We start from the raw sequence: 12,582 nt of genomic DNA on the forward strand, positions 1-12,582 counted from the left end.
CAAAACTCCGCGCACAAGGTGTTTTGTCTGAAACGCGCGCGAACCGTTCAGAAGTCCTCAGAGCGGAGCGGGTGGCTGCATTGACGTGCTGAAAACGAACAGGGCACCCGCGGGCACCCTGATGCAATTCTGAAATCCTGGTGGTTCAGACCTTGAGGTTCGGAATGATCTGCTTTTTGCGGCTCATTACGCCGGGCAGCACGACTGTGTCACCGTTGACTGACGCGTCAAAGCTCTTTTCGGCCACGGCCTTCACCAGATCGTTCGCAACAAGCAGCGTCGCCTCTTCGTTCAGGATGTCCACGACGAACAACAGCACCTGATCGACGCCGTCTTCCTTGGCCACGTCGGTCATTGCTGCCATCAGGCTGTCCTTGCGCGACAGAACCTGCGCCGGCGCGGTGGTTTCCAGAACCGAGACCCGGAATTTTGTGGCGCCGACACCGTATTCCTTGGAATCCATGCGCAGAAGCTCGGCATCGGAAAATTCGCTGACGTCTGATTTGGCCGCAAACATTTCGGCGGCATATTCGGGGATATTTATGCCCAGTTGCTCGGCCAGGGTCTCGGCCACGGCGCGGTCATGGTCGGTTGTGGTGGGCGAGCGGAATTCCAGCGTGTCCGACAGGATGCAGCTGAGCGCGGCACCTTTGATGGCGTCGGGCATCTTTGCGGCGTCTTTGCCCATCAGATCGACCATGATCGTGGCGGTGCAAGCCAGCGGGCGCACGGTGATGTCGATCGGGCCCTTGGTTTCCAGGCCGCCGACCAGCTTGTGGTGGTCGATGATGCCCACGATATCCGCCGCATTGATGCCTTCGGGCAGTTCGGCGGGATTATTGGTGTCGACGATGATCACAGGAGCGCCTTCGGCCACGTCCGAGATGATTTCGGGTTTGTCGAGGTTCCAGCGTTCCAGCATGAAGGCGGCTTCGGTATTGGGTTCGCCCAGAAGCTTGGGCGCCGCAGCCTCGCCCTTCACCTCATTGAGATACCAGGCCCAGATGATCGGCGAACCGGTCGAGTCGGTGTCGGGAGATTTGTGGCCAAAAACCTGCGTGGTCATGTCATGCGTCCTCTTGATGTCCCAAGGCAATTTGCGCGCCTTATAGGCAAGCGCTGGAGGCTTGTCACCCGTCGCTGCCGGGGTGCGACATTGCAGTCGGTTAGGTTTGTGATTGCGCACGGGGCGGAGCGAGGGGCCAGCCCCTCGCGCTCCCCGGAGTATTTTTGCCAAGAAGAAGAGGGGCGGTGTCAGAAGGTTTGGTCATAGGCGCCGACGTCCGGTTCTGTTCGGATAATTGCGTCGATATCTTCGAAGATTGCGCGCAGATCCGCCTCGCTTCTGGTGCTTTCGCAGACGACCACGAGATTCGGAGTATTGGAGCTGGCGCGGACCAGCGCCCAGCTGCCGTCTTCCAGCAATACGCGCGCGCCGTTCACGGTGACGATACCGGAGATTGGCCGCCCGCCCAAGGTGCCGCCTGTTTCTGTCATCTCTTCCAGTCGGTTGACGATGCGGGCGAGGATGTCGCGCTTTTGCGTATCGGCGGCGAAGGGCGACAGTGTCGGGGTCGTCCATGTCTGCGGCAGAGCGCGGCGCAGATCCGAGATTTTCTTGTCGGGGTTGCGGTCCATCAGCTTGCAGATCTCAACGGCGACGCGGAGCCCGCAATCATAGCCGCGGCCCAAGGGTTCGGCCAGAAAGTAGTGGCCCGATTTTTCAAAACCGGCCAGCGCGCCCAGCTCTTTCACGCGTCGTTTCATGTGGCTGTGGCCGGTTTTCCAATAATCGGACCGCGCGCCATTCTTCTGGAGCACGGGGTCAGAGGCGAAGAGGCCGGTGGATTTCACATCTGCCACGAACATGGCACCCGGATACAGCCCTGACAGATCGCGCGCCATGATCACGCCCATCTTGTCGGCGAAAATTTCTTCTCCTTCGTCATCCACGACACCACAACGATCACCGTCGCCATCGAAACCCAGCGCCAGGTCAGCGTTGCTGTCGCGCAGGCAGGTTGCCATGTCATGCAGCATCTCCAACGCTTCGGGATTGGGGTTGTAATGGGGGAAAGTATAGTCGAGCGTGCAGTGCCTTTCGATCACGTCGGCACCGATACGGCGGAGCAAGTCGGGTGCGAAGGCACCTGCAGTGCCATTGCCGGTGGCGCAAACCACGCGCAGCGGCCGACTGAGACGGAAGTCGCCAGCAAGATCGTCGAGATAGGCCTCGCGCAGGCCTTCAACCACCTCCCATGAGCCACCCGGAGCTGCGACGCCGCGGCCTTCCAGCACGATATCGCGCAGCTCTGCCATTTCTTCGGGACCATGGGTCAGGGGGCGTTCAAACCCCATTTTCACTCCAGTCCAGCCGTTCGGATTATGTGACGCGGTGACCATCGCCACCGCAGGCACATCCAGATGAAACTGTGCGAAATAGGCCATCGGAGACACGGCCACACCAATGTCCAGCACCTTGATACCGGCCTGCATCAGCCCCAGAATCAGGGCGTTCTTCACTTCTTGCGAATAGGCCCGGTAGTCGTTCCCCACGGCGATCACCGGAGCGATCCCGCGCGCGTGCATCTGAGTGCCCAACCCCAGGCCGAGCGCCGTCATGCCGGGCAGATTGATCTCTGACGGGTATTTCCACCGCGCGTCATATTCGCGAAAGCCGGTCGGTGCGACCATCGGCTGGCTGAGAAACGCCCAACAGTTGGGCGTCACGGTTTCCAATGGCTTCATGGGATCACTTTCTGGATGTCGGGTGCCGCATCGGGACCGCAGGTTCGGTTAAGAGGAAATCTGTTCGCGCAGGATCGACGCGGTAAGAGAGATCATGAGGTAAATCCCGCCAAAGATCAGGAATGCCAACACGGTGTTTTCGAATTTGCGCGGATAGCTGGGGTCTTCGGAGGCGACCGGCACAACGCTGGTTGTCAGGTAGCGTGCCTGACTGCTGGCGTCGCGCCGTGACGTTTCCAGCGTGACCAATGCCGATTGCAGCACTTCGTTGGCGGCGGCCAGATCTGCCTGCGCCAGTTGAATTTGCACGGCCAGCTCCGCCAGTGAATTTTCGCCCGAAACCGTTGCCGTCATTTGCGATCTGAGGTCCGCCAGCAATGCTTCGAGCCGCCGCACATCGGCGCGCGATCCCTCGACCCGGCTGCTGTTGGGGCGCGCATTGTCCAGAAGCGCCTGAAGTTCCAGCTGCTTTTCCTGCAACAGCACCTCGATATTGTTGATCTGCCCGCGCAGAGCCGCAATGCGCCCCTCGGGATCAAGGATCTGCCCTTCGTTCTGCATTCGAACCAGCCGTTCCTGGGCGTTGCGCCGTTCGGCTTGCGCCTTTTCCAGGGCCTGCTCAGCATCCTGCACGGCATTGGACCGCTTGCGCAAAGACAGGTTATCGACCCTTTCCTCGGCATAGGCGATCAGGGCGCGGCTGAATTCAGCGCCAAGGACCGGGTCTGCGGCCACCACCTCCATCCGGATCACGCCTTCTGTGGGATCATAGCCGATCTCGATGTTGCGCTTGTAGACCTTGTAGGCCTGTTCGTTGGACGGATCACTTTCCAGCCTCTGGATCGGGTCTATTGCCGGATCGCTGTAATGCGCCTTGAACCCTTCATCCTCATTCAGCCGCAGCATGGCGTCCTTGGATTGCAGATAGGACTGAACCGCGATCGCGTCCTGGTTGGTCGCGAATTGTGTGCCGCTGAAAAAGCTTGACCCGCCACCGCCACCGCCATCGGATTTCAGGATCAGAAATTCGGATTTCGTCGAGTACATGGGCGTGGCGATATTGTAGAAATAGTAGCCCACCAGAATCGTCGGCAGCAGCACGAAGAAAGCCAGCCGCGTCAACAACAGGGCGGTCCGCCGCCGTCGTCGTTTTGCGATGTCGCGCTGAACCTTCATGATCTCGCGAGAGCGGCGTTCGGCCGGGCTGATCTCGGTCGAGGGCAGGGTATTGCCTTTTTCGGGCACGGTTTGAGGCAGTTGCACGCGGTCGTCCGGCGATATTTTTCCGGATGGTCGCTGACCTGCCCCGCCATCGCCCTCTGCATCTGGGGCGCGGCCCGCCATCACCAGCTCCAGCGTGTTGACGCGGGAAAACGGATCAATCCCCTTGATGCGGAGCAGCCGCACGGCATCGTGGTCCGTGGGCGGCGCAAGCCCGTGTTTCTGCGCAAGTCGGCGCGCCATGCGCAACTGTCGGCCGGTCAGCCCTTCTTTGTGGATCTCTTCCAGATCGGTCGAGCCCAGCGGGTTTTCTGTTTCCTGCTCTGTCGGCGCAGGGGCTGCGTCTTCGGCAACAGCATTTGGATCCGGCGCATCGCCGGGCACAGGCCGCTGCGGAATGCGAAATTTTCTAGCCTTGGGTTTCGTAGTCATAAAGCTGCTTCGCCTCTTCCAAGGTTTCAAACATATGTAGCTGGCCATCCATCAAGACGGCAGCCTTCCGGGCGAATTTCTCCAGCACCTTGGCCTGGTGCGAGACGATGATGATCGTGGTTGTGCGCAATCTTTCCGCCAGAAGATCGCCTGCCTTGCGATTGAACGCCACATCCGTCGAATTCGGCATGCCCTCGTCGATCAGGTAGATGTCAAAATCCAGTGCCAGCATCAATGCAAGGGTGAACCGCGACCGCATGCCCGCTGAATATGTCCCCAGAGGCTGGTCGAAATACTCCTCCAGCCCACAGAGCCAACGACAGAAGGCTTCGACATAGTCGGGGTCCAGCCCATAAAGCCGCGCGATGTAGCGCGAATTTTCCATCGCCGAGTGTTTGCCCACCACGCCGCCCATGAAACCAAGCGGAAACGACACCCGGCAGCTGCGGCGAATTTCCCCCTCATCGGGTTTTTCCAGCCCTGCCATCATCTTGATCAACGTCGTCTTGCCGGTGCCATTCGGCGCAAGAATGCCCAGGCTTTCGCCCAAGGGAACCTGGAACGAGACCTTATCGAGGATCACCTTGCGTTGTGTGCCGGTCCAGAAGGACTTGCTCACATTGTCGAATTCCAGCATCGAATGCTCCGGCGCAAATGCGCTTTGCCTGTATGGTGCCTGACCATATTGCACGAACCAGGCGTGTATACGGCCCATATTATGACGGTTTGGTTGATCAATTGGCAACATCCTGACGAATTGTTTCGATTGCAGACGTACAAAACGCGGCGAAGGCGACGTTGGCACGGTGTTCTTTCTTGCCTGACATTGAAAAAACCAGTCGGCGCGATACGATTCAGGTCAAGAAAATCCAACGATGATCTGAAAATGCACCGCACAACGCCAAGCCGCCCATATGGCCACTAACCCGCCCTTGACCGAGCAGATCCGCAATTGCTCAATCTGCAAAGAGCGTTTTCTTGCCACTGCCACGCGCCACACGCCACGTCCCGTTGCCTGGTTCCAGCCGGGCGTTCGCATACTTGTTGCTGGACAGGCACCCGGCAAGCGAGTGCACGAAACCGGCTTGCCGTTTTTTGACCGTTCAGGTGACCGGTTGCGTGACTGGATGGGGATCGACAAAGACACGTTCTATGACACTGACCGGATCGGCGTGCTGCCGACAGCGTTTTGCTTTCCCGGCTATGATGCCAAGGGCGCGGATCTGCCGCCACCGCCGATCTGTTGGGAAACATGGCACGACCGCGCCCTGCAAGAAATCGGTAAGGTCAGTCTGACCCTGATTGTCGGGGCCTACGCAATCCGGCGACATCTCGGTTCAACCGCGCCGATGACGCAAGTGGTGGCCGGATGGCGCAGCCACGCCCCGGCCACGTTCCCTCTGCCGCACCCATCGTGGCGCAATAACGCCTGGATAAAGCGCAACCCGTGGTTTGAGACCGAACTTCTTCCGGAATTGCAGGCTGCGGTGAAAAATGTCCTGACTTAGGCGATCAGACAACACTCGCGACTTGGATGTGCCTATGGATTTCAGGCGACCCTCAGGGTTCCTGACGCGACGAAGTGCCAGACAGGTTCCTCTTGTTGCAAAGCCAAGGGCGGACTACATCGTCGCGAAGTAGTGTGCCGGTTCCACCCCCTTGTCGGATCCGTGCCAAAGCAGAATGAGGTTCGGGATGACTGAGACCACTCCGCTCGACGTCGCCCACGAGCGCATGCAGGCCGCGCCGCAGGACGACACCTTGCGTCTAAGCTTCTTCGAGACGCTCGCCTCGACAGAACTGTTCCTGATGCTGACTGAAGAGGCACAGGGCGACTCGCTTTCGCCAGAGATCTTCGAGATTTCAGACAACTCCTTCGTTCTCATCTTTGATCGCGAAGATCGGCTTGCGGGGTTTGTCGGCCGGGCCGTACCCTACGCAGCCCTGCCGGGCCGGGCCATTGCCGGACTTCTGGCGGGCCGAAATCTCGGGCTGGGCTTGAACCTCGAAACCGCGCCGTCATCCATGTTGCTTCCTCCTCAGGCGGTGGACTGGCTGGCGCAAACCCTTGCCCACGCACCGCAGACCGCGCAAGGCAGACCGCGCCAATTCCACGCCGCCACGGATGTGCCCGAGGCGCTGAACACGGCGCTTGATACCAAGCTGGCCAGCGCGGCGGGGTTGGCGCAGGCCGCCTATCTGGTCGGCGTCACCTATGATGACAGCCGCAAAACTCACCTTCTGGCATTCGCGGGGGCAGAGCAGGGAGCCGAGCACGCGCTCGCTGGCGCGGTCAATCAAGCGCTCACCTTTTCTGGGGTCGAAGCCGGCGCACTTGATGTCGTCTTTCTGGCGCAGGATGACCCGATGCTTGGGCGTCTGATACCGCTCGCCCGCCCGTTTGACCTGCCCGCACCACAACCTGCGCAGTCTCGCCGTCAAGATGCTCCGACAGCGCCGGGTTCGGACCCTGAAAAACCGCCAATCCTGCGGTAACCCATCGCACGCGGGCTCCCAGAATCTCGGATCATGCTGTCAAAATTGCAAAAACGCGGTTCCAGCCAGGCTCATCAGTCTCCTTCTTCTTGGCAAAAATACTCCGGGGAGTGCGAGGGGCTGGCCCCTCGCTTCGGCGGCCATTCCTGGGGCCTGTTCTTTATCTGCGATAGCACGGCAGCGCGTCGCCCTGCTTCGGCTCGGCTTCGTAGACACCCCGTGCAATGGCCCGCGACAGGCAAAGCGCGGCGGCGTGTCCAATCTCGGCCAGCCCCCCTACCGGGTCTTCGAGCGGCCGGGCTGCAGTGGATGCGGCGAATACCAAGTCGCCATCCACCGGCGCATGGGCCGGCACGATGGCGCGACCTATTCCGTCGTGTGCGGCCACGGCCATGCGTTTGGCCTGTGTCTTGGTCAGGGCGGCATCGGTGGCAACAATGGCGATGGTCGTGTTCGCCCCCTGGACGCCTCCGATCAACGCCATCTTCCGGCTGTCGGTCTTTCGCCCCAACCCGCTACGCAGGTCCGGGCCCAGCCCGCCGAACTCTGTCCCAATCTCGAACGGGGCGGCCCAGAAATGCTGCTCTCCATCCGTGGTGACGGACCCCATCGGGTTGACGGCCACCAGCGCGCCCACCGTCACGCCACTGTCCAGCACCAGCGAGGCTGATCCCAGCCCGCCCTTGTGCATCGCGGTCAGCGCGCCGGTTCCGGCACCAAAACTGCCCAGTTCGAACATCTCATCCCTTGCCGCGTAGGCTTGTGCCCCTAAAGCGGGGTACGGGTTTTCTGTCCAATCCTTGCGCCCGCCATTCACCAGATCAAAGATGATCGCGGCAGGCACCAGGGGCACGCGCGCAGGCCCAACCGCAAAGCCACGCCCCTCAGTCCGCAGCGCCTCCATCACGCCGGTCGCGGCGGCAAGGCCGAAAGCCGAGCCGCCCGACAACACCAGCGCATCGGCGGCAGGGGCGGTCTTGTCTGGTTCCAGAAGGTCCGTCTCGTGGCTGCCGGGTGCACCGCCCATGACGGCATAGGAGGTCACGAAAGGCGCATCGGCCGTCAGCACCGTGGTGCCGGATTTCAGGCCCTCGTCCTGCGCGTTTCCGACCCGCAGGCCGGTGACATCGGTGATCAGGTTTCGCGGTCCGGGGGTCATGGAACAGCTCCGTGATAGGCGGGCGATGGCCCGCTGAACAAAAGGCACCGCGTCAAGCGCGGTGCGGGTGTGTCGTCGTTCAGATGCAGCGCCCGCCATCGACTTCCATGCAGACGCCGGTGATCAGCCCGGCTTCGTCAGAGCAAAGGAAGGCCGCCGCATTGCCCATGTCTTCGGGCGTGGAAAAGCGACCCATCGGGATCGTCGACAGGAACTTCGCGCGCATCTCGGGCGTGTCCTCGCCCATAAAGCTGGCCAAAAGCGGCGTCTCGCCCGCCACAGGGTTCAGCGCATTGACGCGGAGGCCCCTGGGTGCCAACTCTACGGCCATCGCCTTGGTTGCCGTGTTCACCCAGCCTTTGGACGCGTTGTACCAGTTCAGCCGGGGGCGCGGCGACAGGCCTGCGGTGGAAGAGATATTGAGGATCACACCCCTTCCCTGCGCCTTCATCAGTGGCACCGATGCACGGGCGGTCAGGTAGATCGCCTTGCAGTTAACGGCAAAGACGCGGTCGAAATCCTCTTCCGTGACATCCTCCATATCCGCAGGCAAATGTGTGACGCCGGCATTGTTCACCAGAATGTCGATGTGGCCGAAACTGGCCTGAGCCGCAGCGATCATCGCATTGACGCTCACACCGTCGGTCACATCAACAGTGCGCGCCTTGCCACCGATGTCCTCGGCAATTTTTGCGGCCGCATCCGTATTGATGTCGGCCACCATGACGCGGGCACCCTCGGCGGCAAATTTCCGCGCGATCCCGGTGCCGAAGCCGGATCCGGCACCGGTGACGATGGCAGTCTTGTCGCGAAGCCGCATGGAAGCCTCCTTTGGTCAGGACAGGTCAGACGCAGGGTGACCCAGCCGATCAACGCCAAGATGTTCCAAGCAAGGGCGAGGTTCAAGAGCGGGGAAAACGGTTGCTTGCGGGTCTTGTGTTGAAACATCGTCTGCGCGGCGGACAGCGCGGCGTCGATCTTTGCGGCACCCCGGCATGTACCGTCGCATAGAATGCTGTCGTCCGAAGGGGGCTATTGGCAAGGCTCCCAACGACCGGACTGCCGGAGTCTTCGATCAGCACAGGCGCGAGACCGTACGGCAAGTCAGGCAGGGACATGGAGCATTTTCGGGGTGATGTCCGGCAGGCGGGGGGCGGCGTCCAGCAATTGCCGTGTATAGGGATGCTGCGGGTTCGTGTAGACCTGTCCGGTCGGACCGTCCTCGACAATCTCGCCGTTCTGCATGACCAGAACGCGGTCGGTGATCGTGCGGACCACGGACAGGTCGTGACTGATGAACAGATAGCTGAGCCGGTATTGCCGCGACAGATCGGCCATCAGGTCGAGTATCTGCGCACGGACCCGGACATCCAGCGCCGAGACCGCCTCGTCGAAGATGATCAGTTCAGGCCGGATGATTAGCGCGCGCGCAATGGCGATGCGCTGCCTCTGTCCGCCGGAGAAGGCATGGATGTATTTATCGGCGTCGTCGGGCGACAGGCCTACTGCGGATAACGTCTGGGCGATGCGGTCTCTACGCTCGGATGTATCCGGCTTGGTGGGTAGCAGGTGAAATGGCTCGGAGATCAGCTTGCCGACCTTGTGACGCGGGTTGAAGCTGCCATAAGGATCCTGAAAGACGACCTGCATCTTGCGGCGGACCTCTGGATTGGGTCGGCCGTGCGAGAAGACCGGCGCGCCGTCCAGCGCGATCTGTCCTTCCTGCACCGGCTCCAAGCCCAGTATGGCGCGGGTCAGCGTGGACTTTCCGCATCCGCTTTCGCCGACAAGACCGACGCGGTCCCCCTGCCGCATGGTGAAGCTGACGTTATCGACGGCGCGAAACGTCTTGCGCGGTGCAAACGGAATGCGGCGCGGCAAAGGATAATCGCGCGATACCGAGTGCACCTCCAGCAGAGGTCGGGCGGCGGATGGCTGCGGCGGTAGCGACACGCGGTGGCCGGAAGCTGCAAATAGTTGCCTTGTATAGGGGTGTTCCATACGCGCGAAAAGCTGGCGTGTCGGCCCGGTTTCGACCACTTTGCCGTGTTGCATGACCGCAATCCGGTCTGCCATGTCGCTGACCACGGCCAGATCATGGGTGATCATCAGCAGCGCCATGCCTTCCTCGCGCACGAGACTCTTCAGCAGGTCAAGGATCTGCGCCTGCGTCGTGACATCCAGCGCGGTCGTCGGCTCGTCCGCGATCAGTAGCTTGGGGCGCAAGGCGATGGCCATTGCAATAACGACACGCTGGCGCTGCCCGCCGGACAGTTCATGCGGATAGCGGCCAAGCGGAAAGCGGTCCTGCGGCAGGCCGACACGCGCCAACACCTCTGCCGCGCGGGTGCGCGCGGCCCGGCGGTCAGCCGCCGAATGGATCAAGATTGTCTCGGCCACCTGATCACCGATGGTCTGCACCGGGTTCAGTGCTGTCATCGGTTCCTGAAAAACCATGCCGATGTCATTGCCGCGAATCCGACACATCTGCGCTTCGGTCCTGGACAGAAGGTCTGCACCATCCAGTCGAAGGGTGCCGGTCGCCCGCATCCGTCCGGGCAACAGCCCCATGACTGCAAGGGCGGTCATCGACTTGCCGGATCCGCTCTCGCCGGTGAGCGCCAAAATTTCCTTCCGCCGGAGGGTCAGTGAAACGTCTTTCAGGATCGTCTTGCCAAAGATCGCCACATTCACCCCATCAAGCGCAAGCAAGGGCGGCGTGGAAACTGCGGAACCGGTCATGTCCGTGCTACCCGGATGCGCGGATCAAGCGCGTCGCGCAGCCCGTCGCCCATCAGGTTCAGCCCCAGCACGGTCAGCACGATGGCAAGGCCGGGGACCAGCGCCAGATGCGGCGCAAAGCTGACCATGGTTTGCGCCTCTGCCAGCATGCGTCCCCAACTGGGGGTCGGCGGCTGCGCGCCAAGGCCCACATAGCTCAGCCCCGCCTCGGCGAGGATGCCAAGGCTGAACTGGATGGTGCCCTGCACGATCAGCAGGTTTGCGACGTTGGGCAGGATGTGTTCCACGCTGATCCGGGTCCGGGACTTGCCGCAGACGCGGGCGGCGAGGATGAATTCGCGCTCCCACAGGCTGAGCGCGGCACCGCGGGTCAGGCGGGCGAACACGGGGATGTTGAAGATGCCTATGGCGATGATCGCGTTGATGGCCCCCGGCCCGGCGATGGCGGTGATAAGGATGGCGATGACAAGGCTGGGAAAGGCGAAGATCAGGTCATTGCCGCGCATGATGACCTCGTCCAGCCAGCCACCTTTGCGTGCCGCGGCGGTCAATCCCAGCGGGACGCCCACCCCCATGCCGATGCCCACCGCGACGAGCGCCACGGCGATGGATGTCCGCGCGCCCACCATGATCATCGAAAACACATCGCGGCCAAAATGATCCGTCCCCAGCCAATAACTCGCGCCCGGTGGCTTCAGCTTTGCGGCGATGTTCAGGCTTTCGACGTCAAAAGGCGTCCAGACGAAGGAAATCAGCGCCAGCGCCGCGAAGAAAATGCTGAGCGTGCCGCCGAGCAGCAGGTTGCGGCTGTACCATAGGGTCATGTCCGCGCTCTCAGCCTTGGATCGACGGCGGCGTAGGCCAGATCAACCGCGAAATTCACCACGATCACCGCAAAGACCAGCAGCATGACCACGGATTCCACCACGATCAGATCGCGTTGGGTGATGGCCTGAAAAACCAGCCGACCAAGACCGGGCAGAAAGAACACCTGCTCGATGATGATGGCACCCGCCAGCAGGAACGAGAATTGCAGCCCGATGATGGTCAGCACCGGGATTAAGGCGTTGCGCAATCCATGCCGCCAGATCGCCTGACGCGCGCTTAACCCCTTGGCGCGGGCGGTGCGCATGAAATCCTCGCCCAGAATATCCAGCAGGGCAGAGCGCATCACCCGCGTCAGAATGGCGGCTTGCGGCAGGGCAAGCGCGATGGCGGGCAAGGTCAGCGCCTTCAGCGCCAAGAGCGGATCGTCCCAGCCCGGAAAGCCGCCAGCTGAAAACCAGCGCAGGTTGATGGCGAAGACGAGCACCAGCATCATCGCGAACCAGAAATTCGGGATCGCGACACCCAGTTGCGTGGCCCCCATAACGCCCATGTCGCCTGCACTGCCGCGACGAGCGGCCGCGAACAGCCCGGCAGGAAACGCGATCAGCGTCGAGAGCGCCAGCGCCATCAGCGCCAGCGGCATCGAGACCCAGAACCGGTCGGCAATCATCTGCGCCACCGGCGTCCGGTAGGTGTAGGACATGCCGAAATCGCCCGAGATCATGCCGGATAGCCAAGCGAAATACCGTGCGTATCTTGGCACGTCCAGCCCAAGCTCGGTGCGCAGCGCCGCGACGGTATCGGGCTGAGCATTCAGCCCCAGCATGAAGGACGCCGGATCGCCGGGGGCCACCTCGACCACCAGAAAGATCACCAGACTGGCGACCAGCAGCGAGATTACCAAAGAGGTCAGGCGCTTGAGCAGGTAGGTCAGCATCGTGTCATGCGACGCCGGA

General features: G+C 61.6%; 11 protein-coding genes. 2 read left to right on the forward strand and 9 right to left on the reverse strand.

What is annotated here, in order from left to right; genetic code table 11:
• Window positions 1–145: 145 nt before the first annotated feature.
• The 4 genes from ACN0WV_RS07345 to ACN0WV_RS07360 form a co-directional block, all read right to left on the reverse strand.
• The gene (locus ACN0WV_RS07345; RefSeq protein WP_417604716.1) at window positions 146–1,066 is read right to left on the reverse strand and encodes a manganese-dependent inorganic pyrophosphatase; all 921 of its coding nucleotides are present in this window, start codon (window positions 1,064–1,066) and stop codon (window positions 146–148) included.
• 188 nt (window positions 1,067–1,254) lie between these two features.
• On the reverse strand, window positions 1,255–2,748 hold the full coding sequence (locus ACN0WV_RS07350; protein WP_417604717.1) for a phosphomannomutase/phosphoglucomutase: 1,494 nt from the start codon (window positions 2,746–2,748) through the stop codon (window positions 1,255–1,257).
• Between the two features lie 48 nt (window positions 2,749–2,796).
• On the reverse strand, window positions 2,797–4,401 hold the full coding sequence (locus tag ACN0WV_RS07355) for a KpsE/RkpR family capsule polysaccharide export protein (protein WP_417604719.1): 1,605 nt from the start codon (window positions 4,399–4,401) through the stop codon (window positions 2,797–2,799).
• Window positions 4,379–5,038, reverse strand: coding sequence for an ABC transporter ATP-binding protein (locus ACN0WV_RS07360; RefSeq protein ID WP_417604780.1), 660 nt, complete (start codon window positions 5,036–5,038; stop codon window positions 4,379–4,381). Before ACN0WV_RS07360 ends, ACN0WV_RS07355 begins: the two co-directional genes overlap by 23 nt.
• Before the next feature lie 277 nt (window positions 5,039–5,315).
• Here ACN0WV_RS07360 and ACN0WV_RS07365 point away from each other — a divergent pair, with 277 nt between their 5' ends.
• Complete coding sequence (locus ACN0WV_RS07365) at window positions 5,316–5,909, forward strand: uracil-DNA glycosylase family protein (protein WP_417604721.1); 594 nt, start codon at window positions 5,316–5,318, stop codon at window positions 5,907–5,909.
• Window positions 5,910–6,096: 187 nt separating this feature from the next.
• Window positions 6,097–6,897 carry an SseB family protein gene (locus ACN0WV_RS07370; protein ID WP_417604723.1) on the forward strand — a complete coding sequence of 267 codons (801 nt, stop codon included), beginning with the start codon at window positions 6,097–6,099 and terminating at the stop codon, window positions 6,895–6,897.
• 160 nt (window positions 6,898–7,057) lie between these two features.
• Here the strand turns inward: ACN0WV_RS07370 and ACN0WV_RS07375 are convergent, their stop codons facing one another.
• The 5 genes from ACN0WV_RS07375 to ACN0WV_RS07395 all read right to left on the reverse strand — a co-directional run bounded on the left by ACN0WV_RS07375 (window position 7,058) and on the right by ACN0WV_RS07395 (window position 12,563).
• Entirely contained in the window at window positions 7,058–8,056 is a 999-nt protein-coding gene (locus ACN0WV_RS07375; protein WP_417604725.1) for a P1 family peptidase, read from the reverse strand.
• 79 nt (window positions 8,057–8,135) lie between these two features.
• Complete coding sequence (locus tag ACN0WV_RS07380; protein WP_417604726.1) at window positions 8,136–8,876, reverse strand: SDR family oxidoreductase; 741 nt, start codon at window positions 8,874–8,876, stop codon at window positions 8,136–8,138.
• A gap of 284 nt (window positions 8,877–9,160) precedes the next feature.
• Window positions 9,161–10,798, reverse strand: coding sequence for an ABC transporter ATP-binding protein (locus ACN0WV_RS07385; RefSeq protein WP_417604728.1), 1,638 nt, complete (start codon window positions 10,796–10,798; stop codon window positions 9,161–9,163).
• Window positions 10,795–11,622, reverse strand: coding sequence for an ABC transporter permease (locus tag ACN0WV_RS07390; RefSeq protein ID WP_417604729.1), 828 nt, complete (start codon window positions 11,620–11,622; stop codon window positions 10,795–10,797). Before ACN0WV_RS07390 ends, ACN0WV_RS07385 begins: the two co-directional genes overlap by 4 nt.
• On the reverse strand, window positions 11,619–12,563 hold the full coding sequence (locus ACN0WV_RS07395) for an ABC transporter permease (RefSeq protein ID WP_417604731.1): 945 nt from the start codon (window positions 12,561–12,563) through the stop codon (window positions 11,619–11,621). Before ACN0WV_RS07395 ends, ACN0WV_RS07390 begins: the two co-directional genes overlap by 4 nt.
• Between the last annotated feature and the right edge of the window lie 19 nt (window positions 12,564–12,582).

The sequence above is a fragment of the Primorskyibacter flagellatus genome (assembly GCF_048268605.1).
Taxonomy (GTDB): Bacteria; Pseudomonadota; Alphaproteobacteria; order Rhodobacterales; family Rhodobacteraceae; genus Primorskyibacter; species Primorskyibacter flagellatus.